This window comes from Micromonospora sp. NPDC093243 (assembly GCF_044753725.1).
Taxonomy (GTDB): Bacteria; Actinomycetota; Actinomycetes; order Mycobacteriales; family Micromonosporaceae; genus Micromonospora.
The window spans coordinates 113,572-130,091 of the sequence record NZ_JBIVNT010000007.1 but is presented as its reverse complement, the minus strand read 5'-3'; the positions used below and the strand labels follow the sequence as shown (position 1 = coordinate 130,091).

The 16,520-nt window shown below is 72.5% G+C and carries 16 protein-coding genes; 9 read left to right on the top strand and 7 right to left on the bottom strand.

Annotation, left to right across the window (positions count from 1 at the left end; translation table 11 throughout):
* Positions 1-112 precede the first annotated feature (112 nt).
* Complete coding sequence (locus tag ACIP9D_RS23965; protein WP_350873090.1) at positions 113-2,254, top strand: acyltransferase family protein; 2,142 nt, start codon at positions 113-115, stop codon at positions 2,252-2,254.
* A 179-nt stretch (positions 2,255-2,433) separates the two neighbouring features.
* On the opposite strand, the gene ACIP9D_RS23960 is transcribed toward ACIP9D_RS23965, so the two are convergent.
* The 3 genes from ACIP9D_RS23960 to trmB form a co-directional block, all read right to left on the bottom strand.
* The gene (locus tag ACIP9D_RS23960; protein WP_350873089.1) at positions 2,434-3,078 is read right to left on the bottom strand and encodes a hypothetical protein; all 645 of its coding nucleotides are present in this window, start codon (positions 3,076-3,078) and stop codon (positions 2,434-2,436) included.
* A 119-nt stretch (positions 3,079-3,197) separates the two neighbouring features.
* On the bottom strand, positions 3,198-5,711 hold the full coding sequence (locus ACIP9D_RS23955) for a DUF3516 domain-containing protein (RefSeq protein WP_350873088.1): 2,514 nt from the start codon (positions 5,709-5,711) through the stop codon (positions 3,198-3,200).
* A 58-nt stretch (positions 5,712-5,769) separates the two neighbouring features.
* Complete coding sequence (gene trmB, locus ACIP9D_RS23950; RefSeq protein WP_350873379.1) at positions 5,770-6,399, bottom strand: tRNA (guanosine(46)-N7)-methyltransferase TrmB; 630 nt, start codon at positions 6,397-6,399, stop codon at positions 5,770-5,772.
* A 435-nt stretch (positions 6,400-6,834) separates the two neighbouring features.
* On the opposite strand from trmB, the gene ACIP9D_RS23945 reads away from it, so the two are divergent.
* Together ACIP9D_RS23945 and ACIP9D_RS23940 are read left to right on the top strand one after the other, a co-directional pair.
* Entirely contained in the window at positions 6,835-7,407 is a 573-nt protein-coding gene (locus ACIP9D_RS23945; RefSeq protein WP_400451042.1) for a hypothetical protein, read from the top strand.
* A gap of 7 nt (positions 7,408-7,414) precedes the next feature.
* Positions 7,415-8,188 (top strand): class F sortase, encoded by a 774-nt coding sequence (locus ACIP9D_RS23940; RefSeq protein ID WP_350873086.1) that lies wholly within the window; start codon positions 7,415-7,417, stop codon positions 8,186-8,188.
* 6 nt (positions 8,189-8,194) lie between these two features.
* Here ACIP9D_RS23940 and ACIP9D_RS23935 read toward each other — a convergent pair whose 3' ends face one another.
* The 3 genes from ACIP9D_RS23935 to ACIP9D_RS23925 all read right to left on the bottom strand — a co-directional run bounded on the left by ACIP9D_RS23935 (position 8,195) and on the right by ACIP9D_RS23925 (position 10,338).
* Positions 8,195-8,494: an antibiotic biosynthesis monooxygenase gene (locus ACIP9D_RS23935; RefSeq protein ID WP_350873085.1), complete on the bottom strand. Its 300-nt coding sequence runs from the start codon at positions 8,492-8,494 to the stop codon at positions 8,195-8,197.
* A gap of 28 nt (positions 8,495-8,522) precedes the next feature.
* Positions 8,523-9,320, bottom strand: a complete 798-nt coding sequence (locus ACIP9D_RS23930; protein ID WP_350873084.1) for an exodeoxyribonuclease III — start codon at positions 9,318-9,320, stop codon at positions 8,523-8,525.
* Between the two features lie 97 nt (positions 9,321-9,417).
* A complete protein-coding gene (locus ACIP9D_RS23925; RefSeq protein WP_350873083.1) occupies positions 9,418-10,338 on the bottom strand; it encodes a PAC2 family protein in 921 nt (306 codons plus the stop codon).
* Between the two features lie 421 nt (positions 10,339-10,759).
* Here ACIP9D_RS23925 and ACIP9D_RS23920 point away from each other — a divergent pair, with 421 nt between their 5' ends.
* From ACIP9D_RS23920 to ACIP9D_RS23910, 3 genes are all read left to right on the top strand, one after another.
* Positions 10,760-11,626 (top strand): peptidase M23, encoded by an 867-nt coding sequence (locus ACIP9D_RS23920; RefSeq protein ID WP_350873082.1) that lies wholly within the window; start codon positions 10,760-10,762, stop codon positions 11,624-11,626.
* Positions 11,627-11,768: 142 nt separating this feature from the next.
* On the top strand, positions 11,769-11,912 hold the full coding sequence (locus ACIP9D_RS23915; RefSeq protein WP_350873081.1) for a hypothetical protein: 144 nt from the start codon (positions 11,769-11,771) through the stop codon (positions 11,910-11,912).
* 48 nt (positions 11,913-11,960) lie between these two features.
* Positions 11,961-12,716, top strand: a complete 756-nt coding sequence (locus ACIP9D_RS23910; protein ID WP_350873080.1) for an EcsC family protein — start codon at positions 11,961-11,963, stop codon at positions 12,714-12,716.
* Between the two features lie 20 nt (positions 12,717-12,736).
* Here the strand turns inward: ACIP9D_RS23910 and ACIP9D_RS23905 are convergent, their stop codons facing one another.
* Positions 12,737-13,588 carry a GDSL-type esterase/lipase family protein gene (locus tag ACIP9D_RS23905; protein WP_350873079.1) on the bottom strand — a complete coding sequence of 284 codons (852 nt, stop codon included), beginning with the start codon at positions 13,586-13,588 and terminating at the stop codon, positions 12,737-12,739.
* 241 nt (positions 13,589-13,829) lie between these two features.
* On the opposite strand from ACIP9D_RS23905, the gene ACIP9D_RS23900 reads away from it, so the two are divergent.
* From ACIP9D_RS23900 to ACIP9D_RS23890, 3 genes are all read left to right on the top strand, one after another.
* Entirely contained in the window at positions 13,830-14,699 is an 870-nt protein-coding gene (locus ACIP9D_RS23900) for an LLM class F420-dependent oxidoreductase (RefSeq protein ID WP_350873078.1), read from the top strand.
* Positions 14,700-14,788: 89 nt separating this feature from the next.
* Positions 14,789-15,052 (top strand): DUF6343 family protein, encoded by a 264-nt coding sequence (locus ACIP9D_RS23895; protein ID WP_350873077.1) that lies wholly within the window; start codon positions 14,789-14,791, stop codon positions 15,050-15,052.
* A 12-nt stretch (positions 15,053-15,064) separates the two neighbouring features.
* Entirely contained in the window at positions 15,065-16,483 is a 1,419-nt protein-coding gene (locus tag ACIP9D_RS23890) for an NADP-dependent succinic semialdehyde dehydrogenase (RefSeq protein WP_350873076.1), read from the top strand.
* Positions 16,484-16,520 lie beyond the last annotated feature (37 nt).

The window sequence follows — 16,520 nt, the reverse complement described above, 5'->3', positions numbered from 1 at the left end:
CAGGTAGTGGCCTCTCTTGCCATGGGGAGGCCACTACTTCCGTTTCGGGCACGAACTTGCCGATATTGGTCGTAACCCCCCACGCCGTTGCCCAGTTGCTTCAGTGACGCGGATGGCATGGGATGGGAAACGAATGACTCGAGTGGCCGTGCGGCCAGAGGCCAGTCCCCGAGCCGGATTCCGAGGCGATGTGGAGGGGCTTCGTGCCCTCGCCGTGGTCTTGGTGCTCGTGGGGCATGCCGGTCAGCAACTGGTGCCAGGTGGCTTCGTCGGCGTTGACGTCTTCTTCGTCATCTCCGGATTCCTGATCACCGGCCTGCTGGTGGACGAGGTGAATCGGACGGGCCGGCTCTCGTTGACCGGGTTCTACGCCCGGCGCGCCAAGCGGCTGCTGCCGGCCGCGGTGGTGGTGCTCATCGCGAGCCTGCTGCTCACGTTCGCCTTTCTACCGCGCACCCGCTGGTCGGCCACCGGCTGGGACGTGGTGTTCAGCGGGCTGTACAGCATGAACTGGCGGCTCGCCGAACAGTCGGTCGACTACCTGGCGAGCAACCGCGCGCCAAGCATCCTCCAGCACTTCTGGTCACTCGGCGTCGAGGAGCAGTTCTACCTGGTCTGGCCATTACTGCTGGCCGCCGCTGTGTGGGTTGGCCGGCGCCGCCACGCTCGCACCGGATACCTTCTCCTCGCTCTCGCGCTGGTCGCGGTGCCGTCCTTCGCCTGGTCCGTCTGGCTGACCAGTGACAATCCCGCCCGCGCCTATTTCGTGACGACCACCCGGATGTGGGAGTTGGCTCTTGGCGGCTTCCTAGCCCTGCTCGCCGGCAACCTGCGGCGCCTGCCCCGGCTGGCCGCGGCCGTGCTCGCCTGGTGCGGCCTGGCAGCGATCGTGGCATCGGCCTTTCTTCTGACCGAGGACTCCGCGTTCCCCGGGTATCTGGCGTTGGCCCCCACCCTGGGCACGGCAGCGGTGATCGCCGGCGGTCTCGCCGCAGGCGGCGTCGGACCTGCCACGCTGCTGGCGGTGCGGCCGGTACGCGCCATCGGAGCAATTTCCTACTCCCTCTACCTCTGGCACTGGCCTCTCCTGGTCGTCGCCGAGGCCCGATTTGGGGAGCTCACGACCGCCGCTGGCCTCGCCGTTGCCGCGTTCTCGGTGGTGCCGGCCGCTCTCACCTACCGGTTCATTGAGAACCCGATCCGGATGTCGGCGACGCTGGCGTGGGAGCCTGCGCGCTCACTGCAGCTCGGGGCGGTCTGCACCGGATTGTCCCTACTGGCTGGACTGGCCTTCCAACTCACCGTGTGGCCACCGGCGAGCCCGCCGGCGCCGCCTGTCTTGGCCGCGCCGATCACCGGCACTGGCGCGCCCGTGGCGGCGGCGTCACCGACGGTGCTTGGTGCCGCCGCTCTGGGTAGCTCGCCGGCCAGCAGTGACGCCGGAGTTCCGGCCGACAGGGTGGGGCCGTTCGTGCCGGATCCGCTGGTGGCGAGCAAGGACGGCCCTGATGCGTGGCAGGGAGGCTGTCACGCCGACCAGCGCAGCAGTGCGGTGAGGTCGTGTCAGTACGGGGACCCGAATGCGTCCTTCACCGTCGCTCTCGCCGGGGACTCCCACGCCGCCCAGTGGCTGCCGGCGCTGCAGCGGGTAGCCGTGTCGAACAAGTGGCGCCTCAAGAGCTACACGAAGTCATCCTGCCCGTTCGTCGAAGGCGTGGTCGCCCTCGACAACCGGCCGTATCCCAGCTGCACGGAGTGGAACGAGAAGCTCCGGACCGCGCTGACTGGCGCTGAGCGACCCAACGTGCTGGTGGTGAGCACGTCCTTCTACGTGATGGTCCGTGACGGCGAGCCGGTCACCAGCCAGGCGCAGGCCGCGTTCGCGGACGTGCTCCGGCGGACGTGGGCCGCCACCGCGGCAGCCGGGATTCCAGTGATCGTGCTTCGCGACACCCCCTACCACGACATGGACATCGCGGAGTGTGTATCGGCGAACCCGCGGAAGTTGACCCGATGCGCCTCGCCCCGTGACAAGGTCCTTGCGGCTGGCGGCGGCCCGGCCCACGAAACCGCCGCCCGTGACAACGACAAGGTGCACCTGGTCGACCTCAACGCCGCCATCTGCCCCCGTGCGCGGTGCGCGCCGGTAATCGGGGGCGTGCTCGTCTATCGCGACAACAATCACATCACCGCGACCTACGCTGCGACTCTCGCACCACGATTGGCCGCGGCGCTCGATCGCATAGTCGGCTGAGGACCGCGGGCGGGGCCGTCGTGTATGGCGGTCCGCAGGCGAAGCAGCGACTTTGGCCGACGCGATCGTCAAGCCACTGTCAGCCTGGGCCGAGCGCCTTGCCAGCCGGAACCGGCAGCCGCCCGAGCGCCGAGCCGACGGGTTAGCGGCAGCAGTGCGCTCGGGCGGTGCGGGGAGGGTCAGGCGGCGGTTGTCCAGAGGGAGCGGAAGGCGGCGGCCTCGCCGGCGAGCCAGCGTTCGACCTGGTCGGCCTTGACCCCGTCGGGCATCCGGTGCGCCTGGCCGCGCCGGACGTCGACCAGGACCGGCTCGGCGTGCGGGAGTACCGCGTCCATGTGCCGGGCCATCAGGTGGAGTGTGGCGAGCGCCGTCTCCTCGCTCGGCGGGGCCTCGTCGAAGTGCAGCCGAACGGCCTCGACGCGTCCGTCGTCGTGGCGTAGACCGAAGTGCGGGTTGATCTTGACGGGCAGGTCACCGAGCATGGCGAGCGCGTCGCGGGTCTGGGCCAGGTCGACCGAGGCGGGCTCGCCGAGGGAGTGCAGCCAGGTGGTCGCGCCGGGCACCAGCGCCTGGTAGAGCGGGCGCCAGCGCGGCTTGACCAGGTCGACCACCTGGTCGAGGTGGGTGCCGCCGGTGTGGAAGGCGATGTCGGCCTTGAGCGCCTTGACGAACTGGCCGTGCGGATTGAAGCCGTGCCGACTGGCCCGCTGCTTGCGCAGCCCACCGACGAAGGTCGCCTTGGTCGGGCCGGTGCGGTCGACGTAGCGGGTGAAGCCGAGCAGCGTGGCGTAGGGGGTGAGCGGGGCGGAGGCGGGCGCGGTCACGGTCGTCCTCCCAGGTCAGGAACCGGTTTAGTACATACATTCTAATCGACGGTCCTGACATCGCCCAGCGAACGAAAGGGGCCGTCCGGGCATCCCGGACGGCCCCTGAAAAAGAAGTTCTAGAGCTGGCCGACGGAGGTGATCCGCACGACCGCGGCGCCCACCTCGTCCGAGGCGACCAGGTCGATCTCGGCGCTGATCCCCCAGTCGTGGTCGCCGTCCGGGTCGTCCAGGATCTGCCGGACCGTCCACCGCTCCCGGCCCTGTTCGATCATGAGCAGCGCCGGTCCGCGGGCGTCCGGCCCGGTCCCGATCGAGTCGTACGACTCGAAGTAGGGCGCCAGCGCGTCGGCCCAGGCGTCGTAGTCCCAGCCGTCCGCGGCGTCGAGTTCGGCCAGCAGGTCCCAGCGGCGTAGCGCGGCCAGCTCCACCCGGCGGAACAGGGCGTTGCGCACCAGCACCCGGAACGCGCGGGCGTTGCGGGTGACCGCCGGCGGTCGATCGTCGAGGGCGGCGTGCGCCTCGGCCACCTCGGCTACGTCGGACGGGTTGCGCAGCCGCTCCCACTCGTCGATCAGGCTGGAGTCCACCTGCCGGACCAGCTCGCCCAGCCACTCGATGAGGTCGACCAGCTCCTCGGTCTTCGCGTCCTCGGGGACGGTCTGCCGCAGCGTCTTGTACGCGTCGGCGAGGTAGCGCAGCACCAGCCCCTCGGAGCGGGACAGCCCGTAGAACTGCACGTACTCGGTGAAGGTCATCGCCCGCTCGTACATGTCCCGGACGACGGACTTGGGGGAGAGCTGGTGGTCGGCCACCCACGGGTGCCCCTGCCGGTACATCTCGTAGGCCGCGTCGAGCAGCTCCGCGAGCGGCTTGGGCCAGGTCACCTCGTCGAGAAGTTCGAGCCGGGCCTCGTACTCGATGCCCTCGGCCTTCATCGCGGCGACCGCCTCGCCGCGGGCCTTGAACTGCTGGGCGGAGAGCACCTGCCGCGGGTCGTCGAGGATCGACTCGATCACCGAGAGCACGTCGAGGGGGTACGCCGGGGATTCCCGGTCCAGCAGCTCGATGGCGGCCAGGGCCAGCGGCGACAGCGGCTGGTTGAGCGCGAAGTCGAGCTGGAGGTCGACGGTGAGCCGCACCCGGCGCCCGGTCTCGTCCGGCTCGGGCAGCTCCTCGACCACGCCGCCGGCGCGCAGCGCCCGGTAGATGGCGATCGCCCGGCGGATGTGCCGGCGCTGGGCGGCCCGCTCCTCGTGGTTGTCGGTCAGCAGGTGCCGCATGGCGGCGAACGCGTCGCCGGGGCGGCCGATGACGTTGAGCAGCATCGAGTGGCTGACCTGGAAGCTCGAGGTGAGCGGCTCCGGCTCGGCCGCCACCAGCCGGTCGAAGGTGGGCTGCCCCCAGCCGACCGACCCCTCCGGCGGCTTCTTCTTGACCACCTTGCGCCGCTTCTTCGGGTCGTCGCCCGCCTTGGCCAGCGCCTTCTCGTTCTCGATCACGTGCTCGGGCGCCTGCACCACCACCCGGCCGATCGTGTCGAAGCCGGCCCGGCCGGCCCGCCCGGCGATCTGGTGGAACTCGCGGGCCTTGAGCAGCCGGGTACGCGTCCCGTCGTACTTCGAGAGGCCGGTGAAGAGCACGGTGCGGATCGGCACGTTGATGCCGACGCCGAGGGTGTCGGTGCCGCAGATGACCTTGAGCAGCCCGGCCTGGGCGAGGGTCTCCACCAGGCGGCGGTACTTGGGCAGCATGCCCGCGTGGTGCACGCCGATGCCGTGCCGGACCAGCCGGGACAGCGTCTTGCCGAAGCTGGAGGTGAACCGGAACCGGCCGATCGCGGCGGCGATCATGTCCTTCTCGGCCCGGGTGCAGACGTTGACGCTCATCAGCGCCTGGGCGCGCTCCAGCGCGGCGGCCTGGGTGAAGTGCACGACGTAGACCGGGGCCTGCTTCGTCTCCAGCAGTTCCTCGAGGGTCTCGTGCATCGGCGTCATCGCGTACGAGAAGAGCAGCGGGACCGGCCGCTCGGCCGACCGGACGACGGCGGTCGGCCGCCCGGTACGCCGGGTCAGGTCGTCGACGAACCGGGTGGTGTCGCCGAGGGTCGCCGACATCAGGATGAACTGCGCCTGGGGCAGCTCGATGAGCGGCACCTGCCACGCCCAGCCCCGGTCGGGCTCGGCGTAGAAGTGGAACTCGTCCATGATCACCTGGCCGACGTCGGCCCGGGCGCCCTCCCGCAGCGCCAGGTTGGCCAGGATCTCGGCGGTGCAGCAGATGATCGGGGCGTCGGCGTTGACGCTGGCGTCCCCGGTGAGCATGCCGACGTTCTCCGCGCCGAAGATCTCGCAGAGGGCGAAGAACTTCTCCGACACCAGCGCCTTGATCGGCGCGGTGTAGAACGTGGTCCGGTCGTCCGCCAGGGCCGTGAAGTGCGCCGCCACCGCGACCAGGCTCTTGCCGGAGCCGGTCGGAGTATTCATGATCACGTTCGCGCCGGAGACGATCTCGATGACCGCCTCCTCCTGGTGGGGGTAGAGGTCGAGGCCGCGCTCCTTCGCCCAGCCGGCGAACGCGTCATAGAGGGTGTCGGGGTCTGCGCTTGCGGGCAGCGCGGCGGTGAGCGTCATATCCCGTCCATGGTGCCTGGATCATGCCCCTCCGCGCCAACCGGCCGCGGCCCGCCGGTCAGCGGCGGTGACGGATCAGGTCGAAGATCGGGCGTCCGGCCGTGAGCGCCCGCCGTTCGAACTTCGTCACCGGCCGGTGCGCCGGCCGCGGGGCGAACCCGCCGTGCGGGTCGACCAACTCCGGGTCGGCGTCGAGGGTGGCCCGCATCACCTCGGCGTACTCGGCCCAGTCGGTGGCGCAGTGCAGGGTGCCGCCGAGGGCCAGCCGGCTGCGCAGCAGTGCCACGTGCGCCGGCTGGACGAGCCGCCGCTTGTGGTGCCGGGCCTTCGGCCACGGGTCCGGAAAGAAGATGTGCACCGCGTCGAGCGAGTCGACCGGCAACCGGCGGACCAGCTCCAGGGCGTCGCCCCGGGCCACCCGGACGTTGCCCAGCCCGCGCCGCTCCACCAGGTCGAGCAGGTTGGCGATTCCCGGCGTGTGCACCTCGACCGCCAGGTAATCCCGACCCGGGTCGGCGCCGGCCATCGCGGCGGTGGTCTCGCCCATGCCCGAGCCGATCTCCAGCACCACCGGCGCGTGGCGACCGAACATCCCGGCGAGGTCGACCGGGCCGCCGGGGCCGTCCGGGACCGCCAGGCCGTACGCGGGAAAGAGCCGGCCCAGCGCGTCGGTCTGCCGGTCGGACATCCGCCCCCGGCGGGGGTGGAAGGTGCGGATGGTCCGGGGCGCCGCCGGGTGCTCCGCGGCGGCGCTGAGGTCGTGGTCGGTGAAGGTCACAGCGCTGCGAGCGTACGCGACGGTCCTGCCGGATCGGATGTGATGTACGCCCGGGGATGAGAGGATCCATCTCGTACGGCAGACCGGGCGGTCCGCTGCCCGGCACGTCCGCGACGGCGTCGGGAGGGGGTTGGTTCAGTGACCCGCGCTGGCTTCGTGCTGTCGGCTCTCGTCGCCGGTGTGCTGCTTGCCGCCGGGCCGAATCTCGGCGAGAGTCAGCCGTTCGCCACCGGGCCGTCGGCCGGTGGTGCGGCGATCACCGACGATTCCGCGCTCACCGTGGACCCGGTGGCGGCCGCCGAACCGACCCTCGGGGATGATGCCCCGTCGTCCGACGACCCGGCGCTGATCGTTGATCCGGCGTTGGCTGACGGCTCCGCGCCCGCCGGTGACCCGTTGCTGGTCGGCGACGCCGCCCTGGCCGGCGGGTCGGCGCTGGCCGGTGCGCCGGCGCCCGGTGAGCCGGCCAGCTCGCAGCCGCCACCGAACCCGGTCGTCGACGTCTTCGTGGAGGTCAGCCCGAGCACCGTCCAGCCGGGCTACCTGGTCGGCATCAAGGCCAGCTGCCGGGACAACTCGATCCCGGCCATCGTGGTGTCGGACGCCTTCGGCCGGGTGCAGGTGCAGCCGCAGCGCGGCCTGCTGACCGCGTCGCCGATGGTGCGGGAGCGCACCCGCCCCGGCAACTACCGGGTCAAGCTGGAGTGCCGTGACGGGGAGACCGCCTCGACCATGCTCCAGGTGGTGAAGGCGGTGAAGCCCAGCCGCGGCCCGGCCACCGGATTCGGCGGCGGCGCCGGCGGCTTCACCGGGGGGCTGCTGCTGCCCGGTGGGGTCGCGCTGACCATCGCCGGCATCGTCGTCGCCGTCGTCGCGCTGCGCCGGCCGCGCACGGTACGCGGCAGCAACCGAGGCTGAGCCCGCGATGCCGGCCCCCCGCCCCAGCCGCCCGCCCGTCGGATCGCCGGCCGACCGCTCGGCGCTCGCCCAGCGGGTCTCCATCACCCACGCGATCACCGCGCAGCCAGCCCCGCCGGTACGCCCCGCCGCCGGCCGGGGCACCGGCGTCCGGAACCGGCGACCGGGGCGCTCGCCCTGGACGGTGCCGCTCGCCGTGGTGCTCGTGTTGGCCGGGGTCTTCGCCACCGGTGTCGGGCTGGGCCGCTCGGCCGGGCCGCTGGAGTGGGCCACCAGCGGCGCAGACCGGCCGGCCCGCAGCGACAGCGCCGCCGTGCGGGCCAGCCGTCCGGTGAGCCTCTCGGTGCCGACGATCAAGGTGTCCGCACCCGTCGCGCCGGTCGGGCAGGCCCGGGACGGCTCGATCGCCGTGCCGCCGCTGGAGCGGCACAACGAGACCGGCTGGTACGACCGGGGCCCCACTCCGGGCGAGCCGGGCCCGGCGGTGATCGTCGGGCACGTGGACACCAAGAGCGGCCCGTCGGTCTTCTACGACCTGGGCAAGCTGAAGCCGGGGGACACCATCGAGGTGGCCCGGGCCGACAGGTCGGTGGTGGTGTTCCGGGTCGACACGGTGGAGCACTTCCCGAAGGACCGGCTGCCGGCCGAGCGGATCTACGGCCACGAGGGCCCACCGGGGCTGCGGTTGATCACCTGCGGCGGCGAGTTCGTCGGCGGTCGCACCGGCTACACGGACAACATCATCGCCTTCGCCTCGCTGCAGTCCACCCGGAAGCCGTAGCCCCGGTCAGGGGACCTGTTGGATCACCTCGAACTCGAGGAGGGTGGCACCGGAGGCGACCGGGCGCTGCTGCTGCCCGGCGTGCGCGGCGCGGGACGGGCCAGCCGCCCAGGCCTGGTAGGCCTCCTCGGACTCCCACTTCGTGTACACGAAGTAGCGGCTCTCCCCGGCGACCGGGCGGAGCAGCTCGAACCCGAGGAAGCCGGGGGAGTTCTCCACCGCGCCGGCGCGGGCGGCGAACCGCTTCTCCAGCTCCTCGCCGGCACCGGGCGGGACGTCGATCGCGTTGATCTTCACGACTGCCATGCCCCCACCCTAACCAGCGCCGGCCGGCTCAGAACGTCTCGACCGCCGGCACCAGGGCGGCGTCCACCACGATCGGCGCGTGGTCCGAGGGGCCCTTGCCCTTGCGCGCCTCCCGGTCCACGTACGCCGAGCTGACCACCCGGACGAACGGTGCGGAGGCGTACACCAGGTCGATCCGCATGCCCTTGTTCTGATGGAACATCCCGGCCCGGTAGTCCCAGTAGGTGAACGGGTGCGGCCCCTTCATCGGGGTGGGCACCACGTCGCTGAGCCCCAGGTCGCGCAGCGCCGCCAGCGCGGCCCGCTCGGGCCGGGTGACGTGGGTGGAGTGGGCGAAGACCGCCGGGTCCCAGACGTCCGCGTCGGTCGGCGCGACGTTGAAGTCACCGCAGACCGCGAGCGGCAGCTCCCGGGTCAGCTCCTCCTCCAGCGCGTCGCGCAGCGCGGCGAACCAGGCGAGCTTGTACGCGTAGTGCGGGTCGTCGGGCGCCCGGCCGTTCGGCACGTACACCGACCAGACGCGCAGCCCGCCGCAGGTGGCCGAGATGGCCCGCGCCTCGGGCTCGGGGAAGCCCGGTTCGCCGGGGAACCCGACCGTCACGTCGGTCAGGCCGACCCGGGACAGCAGGGCCACCCCGTTCCACCTGCCGTCGCTGTGGCTGGCCACCGTGTAGCCCAGCTCGCCCACCTCGGCCACCGGGAAGGCGCCGTCCGGGCACTTGGTCTCCTGGAGGCAGACCACGTCCGGGGCGGTGCCGGCGAGCCAGTCGAGCAGCCGGGGCAGGCGGGCCTTCACCGAGTTCACGTTCCAGGTCGCCAGGCGCATGGTCCCAGCCTGCCGCATCGCTGCCCGGGGCGCCGGCCGGCGCCCCGGGATGTCGCGCCATCGCGGGTCAGCCCCGGGGGTGTCGCGCCTTCGCGGGTCAGCTCCCGGGAGTGTCGTTCGGGCGGGTCTGCTCGGCCAGGAACCGCTCCAGCTCGGCGCCGAGCTCCTCGGCGGTGGGCAGTGGCCCGGCGTCCGGGGCGAGCAGGTTCTTCTCGCCCCGTCCCCGGGCGAACGCGTCGTACTGCTCCTCGAGGGCCTGGACCAGCGCCGCGGCGTCCTCGGTCTGGGCGACCTGCCGGTCGATCTCGACCCGGACCACCTCGGCGGCGGAGCGCAGCCCGTCGCGGGGCAGCAGCAGCCCGGTGCTGCGCGAGATCGAGGAGAGCAGGACCTCCGCGGCGGCCGGGTACTCGGTCTGCGCCACGTAGTGCGGCACGTGGGCGGCGAAGCCGAGCGCGTCGCGGCCCAGCTCGCCGAGCCGGAACTCGAGCAGGTGACCGACGCTCGCCGGCACCTGCACCTGCTGCAACCACGGCTCGTAGCCGGCGATCAGGTCGCGCCGGGTGGCGTGTGCGGTCACCCCGGTGGGCCGGGTGTGCGGCACCGCCATCGGGATCGAGTTGAGCCCGACGGTGAGCCGGACGTCCAGCCGGGCGGCGAGACCGGCGACGGCCGCGACGAACCGCTCCCACTGCAGATCGGGTTCGGGGCCGGTGAGCAGCAGGAAGGGCGTCTCGTCGTCGTCGCGCAGCAGGTGCAGCTCGAGCTTCGGCGTGTCGTACGACTCCCAGTGGTCCTCGACGAAGGTCATCACGGGGCGCCGGGACCGGTAGTCGAAGAGCTGGTCGACGTCGAAGGTGGCGACGGGGCGCGCCTCCAGCGAGGTGAGCAGCTGCTCGCGGGCCAACCGACTGGCGTTGCCGGCGTCGACGAAGCCGGTGAGGGCCTGGATCAGGACCGGCTGACCGAGGTCGGGCAGATCGTCGGTGAGCTCGTAGAGCTCGTGTGGGTCGAGCACCGGTGCGGACCTCCCTGGGATGTGCCTGCGGGGCGCCACCGCGTGCCGTGACGCCCGGTTCGGGCAACGTACCCGCCATCCTGGCGCATTCCTTCCCCGGGCGGTCCGTTCTCTGGACCGGGATCAGGATCGGGCAAATCGCCTCATTCCACCGGTCGGCCCGCCGATGGTACCCGTTCGGAGGATGCCGGCATGGGACGGACGGACGAGTTTGATGATCACTCCGCCGGTCGCGTCCGGATGGTGGGTTTCCTCCCGGTCCTGCGCGGTCGAGTGGGGCGGGAGGTTTCTCCGGTCCGCGAGGTCCGTCCGCTGGTGGCCCCGGCCCGGCCCGACCGTCCCCCACCCGGCCCGAATAGTGTGGCCAGGGCCACGAGATCACCGAGGGTAATCACCGGGGGCACCTGCCTAGCCTCGGCTGATGCGTGCCGACGACACCCCCGACGCCCCGAACGCCCTCACCGACCCGTATGTCCAAGCGGATGACCAGCCATCAGCCGAACGGCCGATCCGGTGGAGTCGCCTGCGGGCCGCCGGTGGCGTCCGGGAGTTGAGCAGCGCGCCGGGTCGAGTGCGGGTCGCGCTCGCCGCCGGCGTGGTCTGCTGCCTCGGTCTGGCGGCGTTCGCCCAGGCCGGCGAGCGGACCGCCCAGGCGGACCCGCTGGCCGCCCGTGCCGACCTGGTCCAGCGTGCCGAGCAGGAGCAGCGGGCCTCCCGCGGCCTCGACCGCACACCGACCGCCGAGCCCACCGCCTCCGCCACGACGCCGGCGGCGGAGTCGGCCGCTCCCGCCCCGACCCACCGCGACCCGGACACCGAGCCGGACCGGCCCACGAAGCGGGTCGCGCCGGTGGCTGGCCTGAGCAGGGCGCAGATGGCGAACGCCGAGACGATCGTGCGTACCGGCCGGGAGATGGGCGTGCCCCGCCGGGGTCTGGTGATCGCGGTGGCGACCGCGATGCAGGAGAGCAACCTCTACAACTACGCCAGCGGCGTGCTGCCCGAGTCGCAGGACTACCCGCACCAGGCGATCGGCTGGGACCACGACTCCGTGGGGCTCTTCCAGCAGCGCCCCAGCAGCGGCTGGGGCCCGGTCGGCCGGCTGATGGACCCGGCGTTCGCCACCCGGCAGTTCCTCACCGCACTTGAGCAGGTGCCGGGTTGGCGGCAGATGCGGCTGACCGAAGCGGCCCAGGCGGTGCAGGTGTCGGCCTATCCGGACCTCTACGCCCAGCACGAGTGGCGGGCCACCGAGGTCGTCGACGCCGTCGCTCCCGCCGGGCGGTAGCCGGCCCCGGCCGGGCGCTGGACCGCCCCGGCCGGACGGTACTCTCCGACCACTGTGGACGGTTGCGAGTCGGCCATCCCGGGTACATCCGTTGTCGGTTCCAGGTACACATGAGAGACGGCACACCGACTGGAGGACCGAGATGTCTCTGTTGCAGCGAATCAGCACCTTCCTGCGCTCCCCGAAGGGGCAGCAGCTCGTCGCGCGCGGGCGCCAGGAGCTGGCCAAGCCGGCCAACCAGCAGAAGCTGCGCGGGCTCGCCGCGCGGCTGAACAAGCGCCGCTGAGCGTCGCCGGACCGTCGTACCCCCTGTGCCGACCCCCCGGGAGTTCCTGTGACCGATTCCGTGCCCGCCGACGGCCAGCCGCCCACCTCCCTGCCGCAGCCGCCGGCGGTGCCGCCGGCCGCACCACAGGACGTCCCGGAGGCGCCGCCGGCCACCCTCTGGGACCGGATGCGCGACGATCCCCAGTACGCCCCGGAGCACCTCGCCCTGGAGGCGGTGCGCCGTCTCGGACCTGAGGCGGCGCAGTGGGCCCGCCGGGCCCGGGCGGAGCAGCCCGGCGCCTCCGCCGACGTGCTGGCCGAGCAGGCGGTCCGCAAGTTCGTCAACCGGGCGCGGCTCTCCGGTGCCGTCTCCGGTGCCGCCGGGCTGCCCGGCGCGGTGATCGACGTGGGCGTGCTGGCCTGGACCCAGGCCCGGATGGTGCTGCACGTCGCCGCCGCCTACGACGTCGATCCGCTGCACCCCGACCGCGCCACCGACCTGCTCGTCCTGCAGCGGGTGCACAAGGTGGCCGAGAGCGCGCGGCTGGCGCTCGGAGTGGCCGCCGGCCGGGAACGCGCCGGCGCGCTGTTCGGCACGGGCGGGCAGCGTCCGCTGGGCAAGGTGATGCTGCGCCTCGGCGTCCGGCTGGCCCAGATGGCCGGGGTCCGGGCCGCCAAGCGGGTCTTCGCCAAACTCGTCCCCGGCGCCGCGATCATCCTCGGCACCTGGGCCAACTCCACGGCCACCACGGATCTCGGCGAGCGTTCCCGGGCGCTGTTCCGTCAGCGGGGCAACGCGGTACCCGGTCCGCGCCGGTCCTGACCCGCGGCAGGGGTGTCGGGTTAGTCGGCGAAGCCGGAGGCGCGCCAGGTCACCTCCGCGAGGCGGTCCTGCCCGGCCGCGTTCGGGTGGAACCAGTCCAGCGGGTTGACCAGGTCCAGGGTGAACCGCACCCGGTGCACCGCACCGCCGTCGTGCCGGCACCGCGACCCGTAAGCCCGGCACGCGGCGACGAGCTGGGCGTTGTAGGCCGCGATCCGCTCCCGGAAGGCGGTCCGGCGGGCCCGGTCGGCGGGGGCGGTCGAGGTCGCCTCAGCCAGCAGGGCCGGGCAGACGCCGCGCCGCCAGGCCCGGACCGCCCGGGAGTCGGTGTGCCCGACCTCCCAGAGCCGGTACAGGTCGGGGATGCTGACCACCAGCACCCGCACCTTCGGCCGGCCGGCGCGCAGCGCACGTAGCCCCCGGTCCACGCCGGTGCGGAACTCGGCCACCGGGGTCATCTCCTCGATCCCGCCGCGACAGGCGTCGTTCGCGCCGATCAGCACGGTCACCTGGTCGGGCCGGTCCCGGGCCGCGGCCCGGGCCTGCGCCTCGAGCGCCGCCGCCCGGGCGCCCGGCCGGGCGTGGTTGTACGCCCGGCCGCGGATCGCCGGATCGCGGTCGAGCAGCCGCCGGTAGAGGCTCTCCACCCGCAGGCCGTCCCCCGTCGAGAAGGAGTTGCGCTGGCACGAGGTGAGCACCAGGCAGGAGCCGAAGCCGGTGGTGATCGAGTCGCCCAGGGCGGCGATGCCGCCGGACGAGCCCGGTGGCGGGGATTCCCGGGGCGGGCGGGTCGCGCCCTCACCGCCGCCTTCGCAGGCGAGCGCGACCAACGCCAGCAGGCAGGCGACGGCGGTGACCCAGCGTCGAGGCATGACGTTCCCCGTCCGGCAGCGCAGAGCAACGGCGCGGTCACTCTATGCGCGTGTCGGGCGCTGGCGGACGGCTGATGTCGGGTATGCGGCAGATCGGTGCCGCCGCCGACGCCCGCGTGGTACCGGCGCGCCACCGCCGTCCGGGTGACCTCGCGCCGAGGATTGACTTCGCGCGTTCTCGAAGTGGAACGCTTGGCCGAGTCGTCGCCGACATCCGCGCGCCGCGAGGAGGCTGTGGGACATGAAACTCGGTCTGCACTACTGGAGCTTCACCACCCCGCCGGAGCCGGGGCTGATCACACCCACCCTGGCCCGGACCGCGCAGATCGCCGACGAGACCGGGTTCGCCGCCTTCACCGTGATGGACCACTACTTCCAGATGGAGGCCGTGACGCGGGCCGAGGAGCCGATGCTGGAGGCCTACACCACGCTCGGCTACGTCGCCGCCAAGACCGAGCGGATGGCGCTGGGCGTGCTGGTCACCGGCGTGATGTACCGCTATCCGGGGCTGCTGGCGAAGATCGTCACCACCCTGGACGTGCTCTCCAACGGTCGCGCCCGCCTGGGCATCGGCGCCTCCTGGTACGAGCGCGAGCAGAGCGGCCTCGGCGTGCCGGTGGTACCCGTGGGCGAGCGGTTCGAGCGGTTGGAGGAGACGCTGCAGATTTGCCTGCAGATGTGGAGCGAGGACAACGGTCCGTTCGAGGGCAGGCACTACCGGCTGGCCGAGACGCTCTGCGTGCCCGCCCCGATCCGCCGGCCCCGCCCGCCGATCATGATCGGCGGCAGCGGTGAGAAGAAGACGCTCCTCCTGGTCGCCCGGTACGCCGACTCGTGCAACCTCTTCGGCGGCAACACCGACGAGTTGCGCCACAAGCTCGACGTGCTCCGGTCGCACTGCGAGGCCGAGGGGCGCGACTACGACAGCATCGAGAAGACCGTGGTGATGCGCGTGTCACCCCTGGACGAGCCGGACGCCTTCCTCGCCGCCGCCGAGGAGTACGCCGCGCTCGGGGCGACCGAGCTCCAGGTCACCCCGGACCGGCACCCGGTGGAGTTCGCCGAGCAGGTCGGCGAGCGGCTCCTGCCGAAGCTCGCCGACATCGGCTGACCGGGCCGGCGGTTCGCGGGCCGGGCGAGGCGGCGCTACCTCGCCCCGCCGTTCCGGTTAACCCCGCCGATCCGGGGTAGGTCGGAAGAATGACGAGATCGCAGCCCCGGCGCGCCCGTGGCACGGTCGGGCACGCGTACAGCGCGCTGAACCTCCGGCTCGCGCTCGCCAGCTTCGGGCTGGTGATCATGGCCATCTTCGCGGTGCTGGCGTTCCTGGCCGGCGTGCTGTGGCTGGGCGTGATCTGCGTGTTCTTCGCGGTCGTCGCCGTGGTCGACCTGGTCATCATCCAGCGTCGCCGCGCCGCCCGCCGCCGGGAGGAACCGGGCGCACAGCACTCACTGTTCGAGTGACAGGAGGACGAGATGTCCATCGCCACCACCAACCCCGCCACCGGACAGGTGCTCAAGTCGTACGACCCGATGTCCGCCGAGCAGATCGACGCCGCGATCGAGCGGGCCGACCTGGCGTACCGGCAGTTGCGCGGCACCACGATCGAGCAGCGGGCCGGATGGATGAACGCGGCGGCCGACCTGCTCGACGCCGAGCGCGACGAGATCGCGCGGATCATGACCACCGAGATGGGCAAGACGTACGCCGCGGCCAAGGCCGAGGTGACCAAGTGCGCCGCCGCCTGCCGGTTCTACGCCGGGCACGCCACCGCGTACCTGGCCGACGAGCCGGCCGACGCGGCGGCGGTGAAGGCCCGCCAGGCGTTCATCCGCTACCAGCCGATCGGGCCGGTGCTCGCCGTGATGCCGTGGAACTTCCCGCTGTGGCAGGTGATGCGGTTCGCCGCGCCGGCGTTGATGGCCGGCAACACCGGCCTGCTCAAGCACGCCTCGAACGTGCCGCAGACGGCGCTGCTGCTGGAGGACCTGTTCCGCCGGGCCGGCTTCGCGGAGGGGGCGTTCACCACCCTGCTGGTCGGTTCGGACGCGGTCGACACGATCCTCTCCGACCCCCGGGTGCGTGCCGCGACGCTGACCGGCAGCGAGGGCGCCGGCCGCTCGATCGCCCAGATCGCCGGCCGGGAACTGAAGAAGACCGTGCTGGAGCTGGGCGGCAGCGACCCGTTCGTGGTGATGCCGTCGGCCGACCTGGACCGGGCCGCCCAGGTGGCCACCACCGCGCGCTGCCAGAACAACGGGCAGTCCTGCATCGCCGCGAAGCGGTTCATCGTGCACACCGACGTCTTCGACGCCTTCGCCGAGAAGTTCGCCGCGGCCATGGCCGCCCTGCGCGTCGGCGACCCGATGGACGACGGGACCGACGTGGGCCCCCTTGCCACCGAGCGGGGCCGCGAAGAGGTGAACGGCCAGGTCCGGGACGCGGTCGAGAACGGCGCCACGGTGCTCGTCGGCGGTGAGCAGCCCGACCAGGACGGCTGGTGGTACCCGCCGACCGTGGTCACCGACCTGACGCCGGAGATGCGGATGTGGCGCGAGGAGGTGTTCGGCCCGGTCGCCGGCCTCTTCCGGGTCTCCTCCTACGAGGAGGCGATCGAGGTGGCCAACGGGACCAGCTTCGGCCTCGGCTCGAACGCCTGGACCCAGGATCCGGACGAGCAGCGGGGCTTCGCCACCGACCTCGACGCCGGCAACGTCTTCATCAACGGGATGACCACGTCCTTCCCCGAGCTGCCCTTCGGCGGGGTGAAGAACTCCGGCTACGGGCGGGAACTCTCCGCGCTGGGCATGCGCGAGTTCTGCAACACCAAGACGGTCTGGGTCGGCGGCGACGACACCGGCCCGGTGGGGCCGGCCGGGGCGCACGCCGAGTAGCGATGCTTTAGCCGGGCGCCGTCCTGGGTACGGAACG

What these genes read in the sequence shown, in the direction of transcription:
- ACIP9D_RS23965 (WP_350873090.1), top strand. Translation starts at nt 113, where the DNA reads ATGGCATGGGATGGGAAACGAATGACTCGAGTGGCCGTGCGGCCAGAG.
- ACIP9D_RS23955 (WP_350873088.1), bottom strand. Translation starts at nt 5,711, where the DNA reads ATGACGCTCACCGCCGCGCTGCCCGCAAGCGCAGACCCCGACACCCTC.
- trmB (WP_350873379.1), bottom strand. Translation starts at nt 6,399, where the DNA reads ATGTCCGACCGGCAGACCGACGCGCTGGGCCGGCTCTTTCCCGCGTAC.
- ACIP9D_RS23940 (WP_350873086.1), top strand. Translation starts at nt 7,415, where the DNA reads ATGCCGGCCCCCCGCCCCAGCCGCCCGCCCGTCGGATCGCCGGCCGAC.
- ACIP9D_RS23935 (WP_350873085.1), bottom strand. Translation starts at nt 8,494, where the DNA reads ATGGCAGTCGTGAAGATCAACGCGATCGACGTCCCGCCCGGTGCCGGC.
- ACIP9D_RS23930 (WP_350873084.1), bottom strand. Translation starts at nt 9,320, where the DNA reads ATGCGCCTGGCGACCTGGAACGTGAACTCGGTGAAGGCCCGCCTGCCC.
- ACIP9D_RS23920 (WP_350873082.1), top strand. Translation starts at nt 10,760, where the DNA reads ATGCGTGCCGACGACACCCCCGACGCCCCGAACGCCCTCACCGACCCG.
- ACIP9D_RS23915 (WP_350873081.1), top strand. Translation starts at nt 11,769, where the DNA reads ATGTCTCTGTTGCAGCGAATCAGCACCTTCCTGCGCTCCCCGAAGGGG.
- ACIP9D_RS23905 (WP_350873079.1), bottom strand. Translation starts at nt 13,588, where the DNA reads ATGCCTCGACGCTGGGTCACCGCCGTCGCCTGCCTGCTGGCGTTGGTC.
- ACIP9D_RS23900 (WP_350873078.1), top strand. Translation starts at nt 13,830, where the DNA reads ATGAAACTCGGTCTGCACTACTGGAGCTTCACCACCCCGCCGGAGCCG.
- ACIP9D_RS23895 (WP_350873077.1), top strand. Translation starts at nt 14,789, where the DNA reads ATGACGAGATCGCAGCCCCGGCGCGCCCGTGGCACGGTCGGGCACGCG.
- ACIP9D_RS23890 (WP_350873076.1), top strand. Translation starts at nt 15,065, where the DNA reads ATGTCCATCGCCACCACCAACCCCGCCACCGGACAGGTGCTCAAGTCG.